Origin of the sequence: Pseudomonas sp. 44 R 15, assembly GCF_900004965.1 — a bacterium.
Lineage (GTDB): Bacteria > Pseudomonadota > Gammaproteobacteria > Pseudomonadales > Pseudomonadaceae > Aquipseudomonas > Aquipseudomonas orientalis_A.
In genome coordinates this window covers 114090-131350 of sequence record NZ_CVTU01000090.1, presented here as the reverse complement: position 1 = coordinate 131350, position 17261 = coordinate 114090, and the positions used below count along the sequence as shown (strand labels likewise).

General features: G+C 60.6%; 17 protein-coding genes. 14 read left to right on the top strand and 3 right to left on the bottom strand.

Annotated features, from left to right (window positions below; genetic code table 11):
* Positions 1-150: 150 nt before the first annotated feature.
* Positions 151-1497, bottom strand: a complete 1347-nt coding sequence (locus BFP93_RS12895; RefSeq protein ID WP_065893414.1) for a spinster family MFS transporter — start codon at positions 1495-1497, stop codon at positions 151-153.
* Positions 1498-1744: 247 nt separating this feature from the next.
* Between BFP93_RS12895 and BFP93_RS12890 the strand changes: the two genes are divergently transcribed.
* Both BFP93_RS12890 and BFP93_RS12885 read left to right on the top strand, forming a co-directional pair.
* Entirely contained in the window at positions 1745-2113 is a 369-nt protein-coding gene (locus BFP93_RS12890; protein WP_065893413.1) for a YkgJ family cysteine cluster protein, read from the top strand.
* A 137-nt stretch (positions 2114-2250) separates the two neighbouring features.
* Complete coding sequence (locus BFP93_RS12885) at positions 2251-4515, top strand: putative bifunctional diguanylate cyclase/phosphodiesterase (protein WP_065893412.1); 2265 nt, start codon at positions 2251-2253, stop codon at positions 4513-4515.
* Between the two features lie 190 nt (positions 4516-4705).
* Here BFP93_RS12885 and BFP93_RS12880 read toward each other — a convergent pair whose 3' ends face one another.
* Positions 4706-5008, bottom strand: coding sequence for a DUF2288 domain-containing protein (locus BFP93_RS12880; RefSeq protein ID WP_065886147.1), 303 nt, complete (start codon positions 5006-5008; stop codon positions 4706-4708).
* Between the two features lie 341 nt (positions 5009-5349).
* Here BFP93_RS12880 and BFP93_RS12875 point away from each other — a divergent pair, with 341 nt between their 5' ends.
* From BFP93_RS12875 to BFP93_RS12835, 9 genes are all read left to right on the top strand, one after another.
* The gene (locus BFP93_RS12875; RefSeq protein ID WP_065886146.1) at positions 5350-6477 is read left to right on the top strand and encodes a branched-chain amino acid ABC transporter substrate-binding protein; all 1128 of its coding nucleotides are present in this window, start codon (positions 5350-5352) and stop codon (positions 6475-6477) included.
* A 229-nt stretch (positions 6478-6706) separates the two neighbouring features.
* A complete protein-coding gene (gene livH / locus BFP93_RS12870; protein ID WP_065886145.1) occupies positions 6707-7630 on the top strand; it encodes a high-affinity branched-chain amino acid ABC transporter permease LivH in 924 nt (307 codons plus the stop codon).
* The gene (locus BFP93_RS12865; protein ID WP_065893411.1) at positions 7627-8880 is read left to right on the top strand and encodes a high-affinity branched-chain amino acid ABC transporter permease LivM; all 1254 of its coding nucleotides are present in this window, start codon (positions 7627-7629) and stop codon (positions 8878-8880) included. Before livH ends, BFP93_RS12865 begins: the two co-directional genes overlap by 4 nt.
* Positions 8877-9644 (top strand): high-affinity branched-chain amino acid ABC transporter ATP-binding protein LivG, encoded by a 768-nt coding sequence (livG, locus tag BFP93_RS12860; protein WP_065893410.1) that lies wholly within the window; start codon positions 8877-8879, stop codon positions 9642-9644. Before BFP93_RS12865 ends, livG begins: the two co-directional genes overlap by 4 nt.
* Position 9645: 1 nt before the next feature.
* Positions 9646-10347, top strand: a complete 702-nt coding sequence (locus BFP93_RS12855; protein WP_065886142.1) for an ABC transporter ATP-binding protein — start codon at positions 9646-9648, stop codon at positions 10345-10347.
* A gap of 170 nt (positions 10348-10517) precedes the next feature.
* Positions 10518-10814, top strand: coding sequence for a BufA1 family periplasmic bufferin-type metallophore (locus BFP93_RS12850; protein ID WP_065893409.1), 297 nt, complete (start codon positions 10518-10520; stop codon positions 10812-10814).
* Positions 10815-10837: 23 nt separating this feature from the next.
* Positions 10838-11716, top strand: a complete 879-nt coding sequence (locus BFP93_RS12845; protein WP_065893408.1) for an MNIO family bufferin maturase — start codon at positions 10838-10840, stop codon at positions 11714-11716.
* Positions 11713-12474 carry an HvfC/BufC N-terminal domain-containing protein gene (locus BFP93_RS12840; RefSeq protein ID WP_065893407.1) on the top strand — a complete coding sequence of 254 codons (762 nt, stop codon included), beginning with the start codon at positions 11713-11715 and terminating at the stop codon, positions 12472-12474. Before BFP93_RS12845 ends, BFP93_RS12840 begins: the two co-directional genes overlap by 4 nt.
* An 11-nt stretch (positions 12475-12485) precedes the next feature.
* Positions 12486-12971, top strand: a complete 486-nt coding sequence (locus BFP93_RS12835) for a DoxX family protein (protein ID WP_065893406.1) — start codon at positions 12486-12488, stop codon at positions 12969-12971.
* Here BFP93_RS12835 and BFP93_RS12830 read toward each other — a convergent pair.
* The gene (locus BFP93_RS12830) at positions 12962-13876 is read right to left on the bottom strand and encodes a LysR family transcriptional regulator (protein WP_065893405.1); all 915 of its coding nucleotides are present in this window, start codon (positions 13874-13876) and stop codon (positions 12962-12964) included. The two genes, BFP93_RS12835 and BFP93_RS12830, sit on opposite strands and share 10 nt — an antisense overlap.
* A 104-nt stretch (positions 13877-13980) precedes the next feature.
* On the opposite strand from BFP93_RS12830, the gene BFP93_RS12825 reads away from it, so the two are divergent.
* The 3 genes from BFP93_RS12825 (at position 13981) to BFP93_RS12815 (ending at position 17067) form a co-directional block, all read left to right on the top strand.
* Complete coding sequence (locus BFP93_RS12825; protein WP_065893404.1) at positions 13981-14580, top strand: short chain dehydrogenase; 600 nt, start codon at positions 13981-13983, stop codon at positions 14578-14580.
* A 95-nt stretch (positions 14581-14675) separates the two neighbouring features.
* The gene (locus tag BFP93_RS12820) at positions 14676-15347 is read left to right on the top strand and encodes a COG3650 family protein (protein ID WP_065886135.1); all 672 of its coding nucleotides are present in this window, start codon (positions 14676-14678) and stop codon (positions 15345-15347) included.
* A gap of 106 nt (positions 15348-15453) precedes the next feature.
* Positions 15454-17067 (top strand): NAD(P)/FAD-dependent oxidoreductase, encoded by a 1614-nt coding sequence (locus BFP93_RS12815; protein WP_065893403.1) that lies wholly within the window; start codon positions 15454-15456, stop codon positions 17065-17067.
* Positions 17068-17261: the final 194 nt, after the last annotated feature.

The following is a 17261-nucleotide window of genomic DNA, read 5'->3' as shown; positions in this document are numbered from 1 at the left end:
AGAAACGGATATGTACTCGGTCTGATCCAACATCCTGGTCGGCCCAGAGGCCGCCATCGGGGGCAAGTCGAATCGTCGCACCGCCCCTCCCACACTTGACTGTGTTCACAAATCAAAATGTGGGGGGAGCCCGATAGCCTCACCTCGGTCTCAAGCAGTCGCCGCAGCAGCCGGCACCTGCACCGCACTCAACCCTTCCTTCATCCGCCTGGCATCACGCACAAAACTGCGCGAAGCCTGAAACAAAAACAGCATAGTCAGAAACAACGCCACCGGGATCAGATACATGGCGTCATGCAACCCCACCGCCTTATAAGCCTCGGTCATCTGCTCAGCCCCCGCCGCGTACATCGCCGCATGCGCAAAATGATCAGACAACCCGCCCACCACAATCGGCCCCATCCCCCCACCCAGCAGATACAAACCGGCAAAGAACAACGCCATCGCCGTGGCCCGCAGACGCGGTTCAACCACGTCCTGAATCGCCGTGTACACGCAGGTATAGAAGTTGTACGCAAACAGCCAGCCCACGCTGAACAGCAAGACGAACACCCCGATCTCGATACGCCCGGCATGCAAGGCCCAGGCGGTGGTGACCGTGGAGATGATCAGGCTGCACGCGGCGAACAGCAGCCGGCCATTGGCGACCCGCTGGTGGATCTTGTCGGCAATCCAGCCCCCCAGGGTCAGACCCACCAGACCGGTCAGGCCGACGATCACACCGGTGGCCACCGCCGCCTCCTGCAAAGGCATCAGGAAGTAGCGTTGCAGCATCGGCACCAGGAATGAGTTGCACGCGTAGGTGGCGAAGTTGAAGCACAGCCCGGCCAGCACCAGCCACAGGAAAGTCGGCACCGTCAGCACACGGCGGATCGGACGGTCGACGCGTTCCTGGGACACTTGCACCGATTCCGCCGCGCCGCGTTTGGGCTCCTTGATGTAGAACATGAACACCGCGAGGATCAGCCCCGGCACCGCGGCAATAAAGAACGGCGCGCGCCAGCTGTCGAACGCCTTGACCATCGCGCCGATGGTGAAGAATGCCAGCAACAAGCCCAACGGCAGGCCGAGCATGAAGATCCCCATGGCACGCGCGCGGCGGTGGGCGGGAAACAGATCGCCGATCAACGAATTGGCGGCGGGGGCATAGCTGGCTTCCCCGATGCCGATGCCCATGCGCACCAGCAGGAAGCTCCAGAAACTGCCGACCAGGCCATTGACCGCCGTCAGCCCGCTCCAGGCAAACAGGCCCCAGCCCATCAGTTTGCTGCGCGAACCCGTGTCGGCCAGGCGCCCCAGCGGCAGTCCGGCGATGGCATAAACGATGGTGAAAGAGGTACCGATGATGCCGAGCTGGAAGTCGCTCAGATGCCACTCCATGCGGATCGGCTCGATGATGATCGCCGGAATGGTGCGGTCAAAGAAGTTGAACAGGTTGGCGAGGAACAGCAGGAACAGAATGCGCCAGGCATTCGCCGCTTGGGTCGAGTTCTGCATGGGTCCGTCTCTTTATTGTTATGAGAGCTGCGATGCCCACTGCATCCTGCTCAGTAGCTGCAACATAGTCAGGCCGGCGGCGCTTGTCTGTAATGATTCGTAAAGCTGATAGGGCGTGATATCCCCGAAATTACGGGACTTTCCCTACGAAAATATATCTGTGCGCCCCCTTCCCAACGGCCACGGCCCAGATAGAATGGCGAGCCTTCCCGCAGTTCCCCTTCCCTACTCTTAATCGATGACGCCCATGTCCGAAGCCAGTCCGTGTCTGAATTGCGGTGCCTGCTGTTCACACTTTCGCGTGTCTTTCTTCTGGGGCGAATGCGCCTCATCGGGCGGTACGGTGCCCGACGACCTGGTGGTGCAGATCAACCCCACCCGCGTGGCAATGATCGGCACCGACCAGAAGCCCGCACGCTGCTGCAGCCTCGAGGGTGAAGTGGGCAAAGGCACGCGCTGTTCCATTTATGAACAGCGCTCAAGCCCCTGTCGCGAATTCGACGCCTCGTGGAGCCAGGGCGTGCACAACGTCGACTGCGATACCGCCCGCGCCGCTTTCGGTCTGGCGCCCCTCGAGGAACGACCTTTCGAACTGGATCTGCCCATCAGCGCTTAGCATCAAACGCTATGGGCGCCATGCAAAAAGAATTGAATCAAAGTGCCATTATTCATGGCAAATCCCGCGAGGCTTCTATACTCGATCTCATAGGTCACCGCCTGAGGCAGTGACGGGACGCTATGACGGGACACGCTATGGAATGGCTGGGGCTGCACTTTTTCACCGAGCTTCCAGACAACGGGCACTTATTACTCAATTGCAGTCATAACCCCTTTCTGGTGCTGCTGGCTTATCTGGTCGCCTGCGCGGCGGGCTTCGGCACGCTGGATATGGCCGAACGCGTCGGCCATGTGGAAGACCCCACCGCCCGCCGCCGCTGGCGTTGGTTGGGCGCGGGTTGCCTGGCGGGCGGTATCTGGTCGACGCATTTCATCAGCATGCTGGCATTCCAGGCGCCCATCGCCATTCATTACGAATTGCTCATGACCTTCGTCTCGCTGGTCATCGCTCTGATCGCTTCGCTGTTCGCCATGCAGACCCTCAGTCACGCGCGCCTGCGCTTGCACCAGTACGTGCTGGCCTCAGTGTGGATGGGACTGGGCATCGCGCTGATGCACTACGTCGGCATGTCGTCCATGCGCTCACAGGCCCAGGTGTACTTCGAATCCGGGCTGTTCATGGCGTCGGTGGCGATTGCCATCGGCGCGAGCCTGGCGGCGTTGTTGCTGTCGAGCTACCTGCGCAACGGTGCCGGCGTGTTTCACCAACTGCTCAAATACGCCGCCAGCCTGGTGCTGGGCGCCGGTATCCTGAGCATGCATTTCACCGGCATGGCGGCCATGCAATTGCTGGTACCCAACGGCGTGAATCTGTCACTGCCGGTGGACAACAACCCCATGCAACTGGGCCTGTCGGTGGCGGTGATTACCTTGCTGGTGATCGGCAGCAGCATCAGCGCCGCCCTGGCGGACAAAAAACTGCAGCACAAGGAACGCGATCTGCGCCGGGTCAACGCGCTGCTCAGCGAACTGGACCAGGCTCGGGCCTCATTGCAGCAGGTCGCCCATTACGACGCGCTGACCAGCCTGCTCAACCGGCGCGGCTTCAACCAGATCTTTGCGGAAAAGGTCGCTGAAAAAACCGCCTCCAACGGCATGATGGCGGTGATCTTCCTCGACATTGACCATTTCAAGCGTATCAACGACAGCCTTGGGCACGACGCCGGCGATCAACTGCTCACCGTGCTGGCCAGCCATATCAAAAGCTCGGTGCGCAGCCATGCCGACGTGGTGGCGCGCTTTGGCGGGGATGAGTTCTGCATCCTGATCAACATCCATCATCGCGACGAAGCGCGGCACATGGCCCAGCGCATCATGCAAAAGATGAAAGAACCCATCGAGCTGGCCGGCCGGCGCATGGTCATGACCACCAGCATCGGCATCAGCCTGTTTCCCGACGATGGCCAGACCTGTGAAGAACTGCTGAAAACCGCTGACCTTGCGCTTTACCAATCCAAGGACGCCGGGCGCAACAGCCTGCACTTCTTCAGTTCCAACCTCAAAACCCGCGCCTTCCTGGAGCTGCAACTGGAAGAAGAACTGCGCGCCGCCCTGCGCACGCGTAACGAGCTGGTGCTGTTCTATCAGCCGATCTTCGACATGAAGCTCGGCAAGGTCACGCGTCTGGAGGCCCTGGTGCGCTGGCAGCATCCGCAGCACGGCCTGCTGGCGCCGGACCGGTTTATCGGGATTGCCGAGAGCAACGGGCTGATTGCCGAACTGGACCACTGGGTATTGCGCCAGGCCTGTCATGACCTGAGCCTGCTGTCTGATCGCGGCTACACCGAGCTGACCATGTCCGTGAACTGCTCGGCCCTGAACCTGGCCCGGGATGAACTGGCGGACGAAATCGAAGCCGCCCTGCGCTTTGCCAGCATTGCCGCCAATCGCCTGGAGCTGGAAGTCACCGAAAACGCGTTGATGGGCAATATCAGCAGCACCCTGGCCTTGTTGCGGCAGATCCGCGCCCTGGGCGTGTCCCTGGCCATCGATGACTTCGGCACTGGCTATTCATCGCTGGCCTATCTCAAGCGCCTGCCCCTCACCACCTTGAAGATCGACCGCTCGTTTATCCAGGATGTTCCCAAGTCCACCGCCGACAGCGAAATCGTCCAGGCGATTATCGGCATGGCCCATACGCTGCATCTGGAAGTGGTGACCGAAGGGGTGGAAACCCAGGCGCAATTCGAACTGTTGCTGCAGCATGGCTGCGATTTCATTCAGGGTTATCTGCTGAGCCCGGCGGTGGCCTTCAGCGAAATCATCGGGGTGATGCAGGGCATGCAGATACGCAACCCGCTGCACACGTTCAGCGCAGCCGCCGATAAAGACGCGGCTTCGCCCAAGGCACCTGCACCGGCGCGCGTGAGCCCGCCTTCCACGGTGAGGCCCATTCGCTGAAGCGGCCACGCCCAATACCTTGAAACAATTTCCCGGCACTTACCCCGGCTTCCCAACTGTTCCCGTGACGTTAACGTCACCGTCAGGCTGTGACCTTTCTCTACGGCAAGTTGCCATCACTGGCCAAGCGGTTACTCCGCTACACACTTGCCCAAGCGCGAGCGGTGCACCCTTTTTGATCACGACTTTCTTATGCCGCCCTTTCCTGGATCAAAATCCACGGCGAGACCACCACCGCCCACAGGCCCGGGTCACGCTCGACCAGGTCCAACGCCCGCGTCGCAGACACTTCGCCAACGCTCCCCGCAGCCAGCCAGGCAGCGACTTTATCGCGATTGTCTTCGGCCATCGCCTCGGCCGCTTCGATCAAATCCAGCCCGGCATCGACCCACAATAGGGCACCCTTGGCAAAGAAGGGTTCGAGCTCCTTCCAGGAAATTTCGGCGGTTTCACCGAGCAGCTTGGCATAGAGGGTGCTAGGTTCTTGCGTCATGGGAGTTCACCTGAGTAAAAAATCGGCGCAATCATAGCGTCGTGGCTCAGTCAGAAAAACCCAGTAGCAAATGAGGTAGCGATTGAAAGCGTCGGAAAAGCCAGGGAATGCTTGAAAGGCTGGTATAACCCCGGCGCAATTCTGTCTTTTTCTTTCATTTAAGCGACACAACCCGGTTTTGCCCCCGACAGCCAGCTTTTCAAGCGATCAACCGGCGCTCTACACTGTACCGGTACAGTTGCCAGGGCAATGCCGGGGGGATATCCGCGATATCTGATCCGGTTCTGCAGCTCACAAGGCCGCTAGAACTATAAAAAATACAACAGTAAGAGTGGAGCACTATGAATAAGGCTACTAAGCAGATTTCCAAACTGTTTGCCGCTATGGTCCTGGCTGGGGTTGCCGGCCATTCGTTCGCAGCCGATACCATCAAGATCGGTATCGCGGGTCCCAAGACCGGTCCCGTAACGCAATACGGCGACATGCAATTCATGGGTGCCAAGCAGGCCATCGCCGACATCAACGCCAAGGGCGGCGTAGACGGCAAAATGCTTGAAGCCAAGGAATACGATGACGCCTGCGATCCGAAACAGGCCGTTGCCGTCGCCAACAAAGTGGTCAATGACGGCGTCAAGTTCGTGGTCGGTCACCTCTGCTCCAGCTCCACTCAGCCCGCGTCGGATATCTATGAAGACGAAGGCGTCATCATGATTACCCCGGCAGCCACCAGCCCGGAAATCACCGCCCGTGGCTACAAGCTGATCTTCCGCACCATCGGCCTGGACAGCGCACAAGGCCCGGCGGCCGGCAACTACATCGCCGACCACGTGAAGCCGAAGATCGTTGCCGTACTGCACGACAAGCAGCAATACGGTGAAGGCATCGCCAGCGCCGTGAAGAAAACCCTTGAAGAAAAAGGCGTCAAAGTTGCCGTCTTCGAAGGCCTGAACGCCGGTGACAAGGACTTCTCCTCGATCATCCAGAAACTCAAGCAAGCCAACGTCGACTTCGTCTACTACGGCGGCTACCACCCTGAGCTGGGCCTGATCCTGCGCCAAGCCAAGGAAAAAGGCCTGAACGCCAAGTTCATGGGCCCTGAAGGCGTCGGCAACGACTCCATCTCGCAAATCGCCCAAGGCGCTTCCGAAGGCCTGCTGGTGACCCTGCCGAAATCCTTCGACACCGACCCTGCCAACAAAGCCATCGTTGAAGAGTTTGCCAAGAACAAGCAGGACCCGACCGGTCCGTTCGTGTTCCCGGCCTACTCGGCCATCGAAGTGATCGCCGGCGGCATCAAGGCCGCCAAGAGCGAAGACACCGCCAAGGTGGCCGAAGCCATCCACGCCGGTACCTTCAAGACCCCTACCGGCGAACTGAGCTTCGACGCCAAGGGCGACCTGAAGGACTTCAAGTTCGTGGTCTATGAATGGCACTTCGGCAAACCAAAAACCGAAGTTTCCCCTCAGTAAGCCAGGCGTTACTGGTCCAACAAGCCCACTGTGAGAGCAGTGGGCTTTGTTTTACGAGGTTTATGGGCCTGTCACCCGCGATCCGGGCGCTGGCTCACCTGAAAATCTTAAAACCGTCACCAGCGGTTCGCTGGCAAACGCTTTGTGCAAATGTGCTCACAGAACACAGCACAGGGCCGGAACATGACTCCACCAGTGAAATGCGTATCGGGTTTTTAGGAGCGCTGTAATGCCTGAGATCTATCATTTTTTCCAACAGCTGGTTAATGGCCTGACCATTGGCAGCACCTATGCCTTGATAGCCATTGGCTACACAATGGTTTACGGCATCATTGGAATGATTAACTTCGCCCATGGCGAGGTGTACATGATTGGTTCCTACGTGGCCTTCATCGCCCTTGCCGGGCTGGCCATGATGGGTATCCACTCCCTGCCGCTGTTGATGACCGCTGCGTTCCTTGCGTCGATCGTCGTGACCAGTGCCTATGGCTACAGTATCGAGCGTGTTGCCTACCGCCCCCTGCGTGGCAGCAACCGGTTGATCCCGCTGATTTCCGCCATCGGCATGTCGATTTTCCTGCAGAACACCGTATTGCTGTCCCAGGACTCCAAGGACAAGTCGATTCCCAACCTGATTCCGGGGAGCATTTCCTTCGGTCCCGGTGGTGCGGAAGAAGTGCTGATCTCCTACATGCAGATCCTGGTCTTCATCGTCACCCTGGTGGCCATGCTCGGCCTCACGCTGTTCATTTCCCGCTCCCGTCTGGGGCGCGCCTGCCGGGCCTGCGCCGAAGACATCAAGATGGCCAACCTGCTGGGCATCAACACCAACAACATCATCGCCCTGACCTTCGTGATCGGCGCCGCACTCGCAGCCGTCGCGGCCGTGTTACTGAGCATGCAGTACGGCGTGATCAACCCCAACGCCGGCTTCCTGGTGGGCCTCAAGGCCTTCACCGCGGCGGTACTGGGCGGCATCGGCAGCATCCCGGGCGCCATGCTCGGCGGGCTGGTGCTGGGCGTGGCCGAAGCCTTCGGCGCCGATATCTTCGGTGACCAGTACAAGGACGTCGTGGCATTCGGCTTGTTGGTTCTGGTGTTGTTGTTCCGTCCGACCGGCATCCTGGGCCGTCCGGAGGTTGAGAAAGTATGAGCAGATATCTTAAATCGGCGTTTTTCAGCGCCTTGCTGGTATGGGCCGTGGCCTTTCCGGTACTCGGCCTCAAGCTGAGCATTGTCGGGATCAACCTGGAAGTGCATGGCACCGGGCCCGTGACCCTGACCATCATCGCCCTGTGTTCGGTGCTGATGTTCCTGCGCGTGCTGTTCACCCAGCAGGTCGGCGCCCTGTTCAAGGGCAATCGTGCGCCGTTAGTGTCGCCCAAGGTCAGCCAATTCCTGACCCTGCCGCGCACCCAACGCTACATCATCATCGGCCTGATCATCGCCGCCTTGATCTGGCCGTTCTTCGGCTCGCGCGGCGCGGTCGACATCGCCACCCTGATCCTGATCTACGTGTTGCTGGGCCTGGGCCTGAACATTGTGGTGGGCCTGGCCGGACTGCTCGACCTGGGCTATGTGGGCTTCTATGCGGTGGGTGCCTACACCTACGCGCTGCTCTCGCATTACCTGGGTTGGAGCTTCTGGATCTGCCTGCCACTGGCCGGTATGGCAGCCGCCACATTCGGGTTCCTGCTGGGCTTCCCGGTACTGCGTCTGCGCGGTGACTATTTGGCCATCGTGACTCTGGGCTTCGGTGAAATCATCCGTCTGTTCCTGCGTAACCTCACCGACATCACCGGCGGCCCCAACGGCATCAGCAGCATCCCCAAGCCGACGTTCTTCGGACTGTCGTTCGACCGCACCGCCGCCGAAGGCATGCAGACCTTCCACGAATACTTCGGGATTGCCTACAACCCGGTGAGCAAGGTGGTGTTCCTGTACCTGGTCGCCCTGTTACTGGCGCTGGCGGCACTGTTCGTGATCAATCGCTTGCTGCGCATGCCCATCGGGCGTGCCTGGGAAGCCTTGCGCGAAGATGAAATCGCCTGCCGCGCCCTGGGCCTGAACCCGACCATCATCAAGCTCTCCGCGTTCACCCTGGGCGCCGCGTTCGCCGGTTTTGCCGGCAGCTTCTTCGCCGCGCGCCAGGGCCTGGTCACCCCGGAGTCGTTCACCTTTATCGAGTCGGCGATCATTCTCGCCATCGTCGTATTGGGTGGCATGGGCTCGCAACTGGGCGTGATCCTGGCGGCGATCGTGATGATCCTGCTGCCGGAAATGATGCGTGAGTTCAGCGAATACCGCATGTTGATGTTCGGCGCCATGATGGTGCTGATGATGATCTGGCGCCCTCAAGGCCTGCTGCCCATGCAACGTCCACACATGGAGCTGCGCAAATGAGCCGCGAGATCCTGAAAGTCGAAAATCTGAGCATGCGCTTCGGCGGCTTGCTGGCGGTCAATGGCGTTGCCCTGACCGTCAAGGAGAAACAGGTTGTGGCGCTGATCGGCCCGAACGGCGCCGGCAAGACCACGGTGTTCAACTGCCTCACCGGTTTCTACAAGCCGAGCGGCGGCAATATCCTGCTGGACGGTCAGCCGATCCAGGGCCTGGCCGGTCACGAAATCGCCCGCAAGGGTGTGGTGCGAACCTTCCAGAACGTGCGTTTGTTCAAGGACATGACGGCGGTCGAGAACCTGCTGATCGCCCAGCACCGTCACCTGAACACCAACTTCTTCGCAGGCCTGTTCAAGACCCCGGCGTTCCGCAAGAGCGAGCGCGAGGCCATGGAGTACGCGGAATACTGGCTGGACAAGGTCAATCTCACCGAGTTCGCCAACCGTCCGGCCGGCACCCTCGCCTACGGCCAGCAACGCCGCCTGGAAATCGCCCGCTGCATGATGACCCGCCCGCGGATCCTGATGCTCGACGAACCGGCGGCCGGCCTGAACCCCAAGGAAACCGAAGACCTCAAGGCGCTGATCGGCGTGTTGCGTGAGGAAAACAACGCCACCGTGCTGTTGATCGAACACGACATGAAACTGGTCATGAGCATTTCCGACCATATCGTGGTGATCAACCAGGGCACGCCGCTGGCCGACGGGACGCCGGAGCAGATCCGCGACAATCCCGAAGTGATCAAAGCCTATCTGGGGGAAGCGTAAAATGCTGCAATTCGAAAACGTTTGCACTTTCTACGGCAAGATCCAGGCCCTGCACAGCGTCAACGTGGAAGTGCGCCAGGGAGAGATCGTGACCCTGATCGGCGCCAACGGTGCCGGCAAGTCCACCCTGCTGATGACCCTGTGCGGCTCGCCCCAGGCCCACAGCGGCAGCATCCGCTACATGGGTGAAGAGCTGGTGGGCAAGCACTCCGCCGAAATCATGCGCAAGAGCATTGCGGTGGTACCGGAAGGCCGTCGCGTGTTCTCGCGCCTGACCGTGGAGGAGAACCTGGCCATGGGCGGGTTCTTTACCGACAAGGGCGACTACCAGGAGCAGATGGACAAGGTGCTGCACCTGTTCCCCCGTCTCAAGGAACGCTTCAGCCAGCGCGGCGGCACCATGTCCGGCGGCGAGCAGCAAATGCTCGCCATCGGCCGCGCGTTGATGAGCAAGCCCAAGCTGTTGCTGCTGGACGAGCCATCTTTGGGCCTGGCACCGATCATCATCCAGCAGATCTTCGACATCATCGAACAACTGCGCAAGGACGGCGTGACGGTGTTTTTGGTGGAGCAGAACGCCAACCAGGCACTGAAAATCGCCGACCGCGCCTATGTACTGGAGAACGGCCGGGTGGTGATGCAGGGCACGGGCGAGCAGTTGCTGACGGATCCGAAGGTGCGTGAAGCCTATCTGGGCGGTTGATGACTTCGCAGTGTAACGACCATGAAAGGAGCCGGGAAACCGACTCCTTTTTTTATTGACGATTTAAAAAGATTTCTCCTACGCCGTTGTAACGAATTTCTCCGTACCGTCTCTAGTGGTGTGAGCAAGCAATCAAGCCTGCCACCTCAACCCGCTGCTGGAGACACACCATGACCACCAAACTGTCCGCCGCTACCCTCGTCCTTGCCCTCGGTTCGGCCCTGAGCCTGTCCGGCCTGACCACCACCGCCCACGCCGCTGACGACATGCAGAAATGCTTCGGTGTCGCCGAAGCCGGCAAGAACGACTGCGCCGCCGGCGCCGGCACTTCCTGCGCCGGCACGTCCAAAACCAAGGACCAGGCCAACGCCTGGAAACTGGTCCCAGCCGGTACCTGCCTCAAGACCCCAAGCACCACCTCGCCGACCGGTTTCGGCCAGGAAGCAGCCTTCACCGCAAAGTCCTGAAACCCCGCGTAACCTGAGTACTGATGATGACCCTTTCATCCCTGCAAGCCGTCTCCCAGGCTCAGGTACCCGGCCTGCCGCGTCGGGCCGGACTGGGACTGAAGAACGAGCACTTCACTGAGGTGCTCGGAACTTCACCCGACATTGGTTTCTTTGAAGTGCATGCCGAAAACTACATGGTTGCCGGCGGCCCCTTTCACCACTACCTGGGGTTGATTCGCGAAGGCTACCCGCTGTCGTTGCACGGCGTGGGGCTCTCCATCGGCGGCGAAGGTCCACTCGACCCTGAGCACCTGGCGCGACTGGTCAGGCTGATTGATCGCTATCAACCCCACTCGTTTTCCGAACACCTGGCCTGGTCCAGCCACGGCCCGGTATTTCTCAATGACCTGCTGCCCCTGGCCTACGATGCGCAAACCCTGGCTCGGGTATGCGCGCACATAGACCAGCTGCAAAGCACGCTCAAGCGGCCAATGCTGCTGGAGAATCCTTCAACTTACGTGCAGTTTCAGCGCTCCACCCTGGACGAAACCGACTTCATCAGCGAAATCGTCCGGCGCACCGGCTGCGGGTTGCTGCTGGACGTCAATAACGTCTACGTGTCGTGCGTCAATCACCAGCGTGACCCGCTGACCTACATCGATGCACTACCGTTGCATGCCGTCGGCGAGATACATCTGGCCGGCTTTGCCGAAGATTCCGACAGCCTGGGCGATCGACTGCTCATCGATGATCACGGTGCGCCGATCGACGATGCGGTGTGGCGGCTCTACGAACAGGTGCTCACACGCACGGGGCCGGTGGCCACACTGATCGAGCGTGATAACCAGGTGCCGGCCTTCAGTGTGCTGTACGCCGAGTCACGGCAAGCCGAACGTTGCCTGGCGCAGGTGATGTCATGAGTGTTCAGAGCGCGTTCGCCGATGCGCTGCTCGCGGCACACGGTAGCTGCCCGGATGGCCTGTTCAGCAGCAACGGCGCCGAACCCGCCAGCCGCTTTGCGGTGTACCGCAACAATGTCCAGGGCTCGTTGATCAATGCGCTGGCAGCCAGTTACCCGGTGACATTGCAACTGGTGGGCGATGAATTCTTCCGCGCCATGGCCAGCCTTTTCGTCCAGGCTAACCCGCCTACCAGCCCGTTGATCAACGAGTACGGCAGCAGACTCGCCGATTTTATCCAGGCATTCGAACCGGCCGACAGCGTGCCCTACCTGGCGGATATCGCACGGCTGGAGCGCCTGCGGATACGTGCCTATCACGCAGCCGACACGCCGACGCTGTGCCAGCAGCACATTCTTCAACACCTGCAGGGTCAAGAAAACCTGGGGCAGTTGAGCCTGCAATTGCATCCATCGCTCGCCACCTTGCGCTCTCCCTATGCGGTGGTGGCGATATGGGCCGCTCACAAGAATGACAGCGATGTCACCGGTTTCAGCCCCTGGCCTGCGCAAAATGCAGTGGTGTTGCGCCAGGGGTTAGCGGTCAAGACGTTCGCCATCGACAGCGGTTCGGTGAGCTTTATCAACTGCCTGAACCAAGGCACGGGGCTGGAAATGGCAGTGGAGCACGCCTTGCAGGCCTCATCCGAATTCGACCTGCATCAATGCCTGACGCTGTTGATCAGCCATGACGCCATCACTCATCTGCACCTCGAATAAAAGGTATCGCCATGAACCGTTCCGCTGCTGGCCTGCTGACCCAGGCCATCGCCCTTTTCGAAAAAATCCCCTACAGCCTGATCGCCTTTATCGCACGCTTCTCCATTGCGGCGGTGTTCTGGAAGTCCGGGCAAACCAAGGTTGAAGGCTTTGCCATCGACCTGATCAGCGGCACCTTCGAACTGGGTGAACCCCGGCTTGCCGCCTCGACCTTGCCCTTGTTTCGCAGCGAATACCACGTCCCACTGTTGTCCCCCGAAGTCGCCGCGCACCTGGCAGCCTTTGCCGAGCACTTCTTCCCGGTACTGATCCTGCTGGGGTTGGCCACGCGATTCTCGGCCCTGGCCTTGATTGGCATGACCCTGACCATTCAGTTGTTCGTCTATCCAGACGCTTACCCCACCCATGGCACCTGGATTGCGCTGTTATTACTGTTGGTGGCCAAGGGCCCGGGCCGGTTGTCCATCGACCACTGGATCGCTCGGCGCTACCGCTGAAGGCGATCCAGGGTTGCACCGCTGCGCTTGAACCAGTCCACCAGGTAGTCGGCCAACACCTGGGTGCGTCGCGGCAGGCCACCTTGGTAGGGATGCACCAGGTACATCGGCTGGCTGCGCGTCTGATAGTCACGCAACAGCGCGCATAATCGGCCCTCGGCCAGTTCCGTCGGCAGCAGGTACGACGGCAGCCGCGCGATACCAGCGCCCACCAATGCGGCCTTCTTCAACAGGTTGTAGTGGTTGGACGCGAAGGTGCCGCTCACCCGCACACGCAACAGCTCATGCTGCTGGTGATACAGCCATTCTTCGCGGCCGCTGTAGTGGCTGTTGAGCAGACAGGTGTGGCCCGCCAGGTCCGCCGGGCGCAGCGGTTCGCCGTGCTGTTGCAGGTAGGCCGGGCTGGCGCAGGTCATCTCGTGCCAGGCCAAAAGCGGCTTGACCACCAGGCGCTCGTTCTCGATGGCCCCCGAGCGCACGCCCAGATCGAACCCGTCCCGTGCCAGGTCTCGATAGCTGTTGTTCAGTTCCAGTTCGATCTGCACCTGCGGATACTGCCTGGAAAACTCCAGCAACAAGCCATCGAAGAACGTCTCTCCCAGGGAAACCGGAACCGTCATACGCACTGGACCGGCCAAGTCATCCTTGAGCCGCGCCAAGGCCTGACGCGCACGTTCCACCTGCACCACCAGCGCCTGTGCCTGGGGCAGCAGCGCCGCACCCGCGGCGGTAAGGCTCAGCTTGCGCGTGGTGCGATGCAACAGCACCACGCCGAACTGCGCTTCCAACTGGCTGATCCGCTTGGACAATTGCCCCTTGCTGCAGCCCAGTTGCTCGGCCGCCAGGGTGAAACTGCCGGCTTCGATCAATACGGCAAAAGCCGCCAGATCGTCCATTTCGCTCATCGATTGTTTCCAATTGAAAACCAACGGTTGCCCATTAGCGCGTTTATCCACGGAAAAAGCCACTCTAGACTTAACCTTCATCTCACTCCTGGAGGAACAGCACGATGAAAATCCTTTTGATTGGTGCCGGCGGCACGATCGGTTCGGCGGTCAAGGCCGAGCTGGCGCAGCGTCACGACGTGATCGCCATCGGCCGCAACAGCGGCGACTTCCAGGTCGATATCAGCGACAGCGCCTCGATACGCAAGCTGTTCGAGCAGACCGGCACGTTCGACGCGCTGATCTGCGCGGCAGGCAGCGTGAACTTCGTGGCGTTGGCGGAGATGAGCGCAACCGACTTCGAACTGGGCTTGCGTGACAAGCTGATGGGCCAGGTCAACTTGTTGTTGATCGGCCGGGAATTCGCCAATGACGGCGCGTCGTTTACCTTCACCAGCGGCATTCTGAACCGTGATCCGATTCGCACCGGCGCGTCGGCGGCACTGGTCAACGGCGCACTGGACGCCTTCGTCAAGGCAGCGGCCATCGAACTGCCCCGGGGGCTGCGTATCAATAGCGTGAGCCCGACGGTACTGGTGGAGGCCATGGGCAGCTACGCACCCTATTTCCGTGGGTTCAAACCGGTGGCCGGCGCCGAAGTGGCTTTAGCCTACGCAAAAAGTGTCGAGGGCTTGCAGACCGGTCAGACGTTTATCGTGGGCTAAGTTTCAGGTTTGTAAGAATCGCCTGAAGCTGGGCTGCGGGCTTGTGATGCGGCGCGAGCCTGCGTAACGTGACGGCACTTGTCTGGAGACCGAAAATGCGTGCCGCCTCGACCCTTACCCTGCTCGCCCTGTTCCCTTTGTTCGCCGCTTGCCAGATGTTCGACAGCGAGCCGGCCAAGCTGTCCACTGTCGGACTGACCCGCATGCAGGGCGAACTGACGGCGGTTGACGGCAAGCTGTTGTTCCAGCCCTGCCAGGACCAGCGCAACTACGTGGTCAGCGATACCGCAGGCACCAGCATCCTGCAGGAAGCCGCCTCCCTGGCCGGTCAGCAAGGCACGTTGTTCGCCGACTTGCGTGGCAAGTTTTCCGGCGTCGCCAGCGGCACCCAGGGCTCGGTGGACCTGCAACAGCTGTACCGTGTCGAGCGCTCGACATCGGCCTGCAACGACCCGGACTTCAAACGCATGATCCTGCGGGCAAACGGCCATAAGCCGGCCTGGGCGATGAGCGTCACGGCCAAGGGCATGGTGCTGGAGCGCGAAGGCCAGCCGCCTCTGGCGGTGCCTTATGTCGAAGAGCAACTGGGCGATGGGCGCTTCAACCTGATGACCGACGCCAATCACCAGCACATCGAATTGTGGGTCGCCCCGCAGCGCTGCGTCGACAGCGTAAGCGGCAGCCTGCAACACATGAGCGCCGAGCTGCGTGTCAACGGCCAGGTACAGCGTGGTTGCGCGGCATTTGGCGGCTCGCGGGACGACTGATCGTCACCCGCACTGTTTTAACCTGACGGAAAAACCCTATTGGGGCTTATAATCGCCGGTTTGCAAAACAGCCGGCCTTGTTGCCCGCCGCCTACCGGATCCTGTCATGTTACGAATCACCGAACTCAAGCTGCCCATCGACCATCCCGAAGAGGACCTGCGGCCTGCCATCGTGCAGCGCCTGGGCATCGCCAGTGATGACCTGCTCGATTTCACCCTGTTCAAGCGCAGCTATGATGCCCGCAAGAAGTCCTCGGAGCTGTGCTTCATCTACACCGTCGACCTCAATGTGAAGAACGAAGCCGCCCTGCTGCTCAAGTTTGCCGATGATCGCAACGTCAATCCGGCGCCGGATGTCAGCTACCACGTGGTGGGCAAGGCACCGCAAGGCCTGGTCGAACGGCCGGTGGTGGTCGGTTTCGGCCCCTGCGGAATCTTCGCCGGGCTGCTGCTGGCACAGATGGGTTTCAAGCCGATCATCCTCGAGCGTGGCAAGGAAGTGCGCCAACGCACCAAGGACACCTGGGGCCTGTGGCGCAAAAGCGTGCTCAACCCCGAGTCCAACGTGCAGTTCGGCGAAGGCGGCGCCGGGACCTTCTCCGACGGCAAGTTGTACAGCCAGATCAAGGACCCGAAATTCCACGGGCGCAAGGTGCTGCACGAGTTCGTCAAGGCCGGTGCGCCGGAAGAGATTCTGTATGTCAGCAAACCGCATATCGGCACGTTCCGCCTGACCGGCGTGGTGGAAAACATGCGCCAGCAGATCATCGCCCTGGGCGGTGAAGTACGCTTCGAACAGCGGGTCACCGACGTACTGATCGAAGATGGCCAGTTGAATGGCGTGGTCATCGATGGCGGCGAGCACATCCTCTCCAGGCACGTGATCCTTGCCCTGGGCCACAGTGCCCGCGACACCTTCCGCATGCTTCACAGCCGTGGCGTGTACATGGAGGCCAAGCCGTTCTCGGTGGGCTTCCGGATCGAGCACCCGCAATCGTTGATCGACGCCGCACGCCTGGGCAAATACGCCGGGCACCCGAAACTCGGTGCCGCCGACTACAAATTGGTGCACCACGCCAAAAACGGTCGCTCGGTCTACAGCTTCTGCATGTGCCCCGGCGGCACCGTGGTGGCAGCGACGTCGGAGCCCAATCGTGTCGTGACCAACGGCATGAGCCAATATTCGCGTAATGAGCGCAACGCCAACTCAGGCATCGTGGTCGGCATCACACCCGAAGTGGACTACCCGGGCGGACCGCTCGCCGGTATCGAACTGCAGGAGCGCCTGGAGTCCCATGCCTACGTGCTCGGCGGCAGCAATTACGAGGCCCCGGCGCAGCTGGTCGGCGATTTCATCGCAGGCAAGCCATCCACGGCTATCGGCAGCGTGGAACCGTCCTACAAGCCGGGGGTATCCCTGGGTGACTTGGCCCTGGCCCTGCCGGACTTCGCCATCGAAGCCATCCGCGAAGCCTTGCCGGCATTCGAGAAGCAGATCAAAGGCTACTCGCTGCACGACGCGGTCTTGACCGGTATCGAGACCCGCACCTCATCGCCGCTGCGCATTACCCGCAATGAATCGATGCAGAGCCTGAACGTGAAAGGCTTGTTCCCGGCCGGTGAAGGCGCGGGTTATGCCGGGGGCATCCTGTCGGCGGGCGTCGATGGCATTCGGATTGCCGAGGCCCTGGCGCGGGACATGCTGGGCATCGAAGCCTGAGAACATGTGGGAGGGGGCCCCCGATAGCCATAGGTGTCTACACAACTCTGTAGCGCTCAACCGTAACCACGATGCGAAGCGAGTCGCTCTTGATCTTGACCTGCTTTTGATCTTGATCTCAGGCGCCCCGTTAAACCACGCTGGCCGAACGCAGGCTTGAATCCGTGGGCAACCCGGCAGGACGCCGGGTTAGC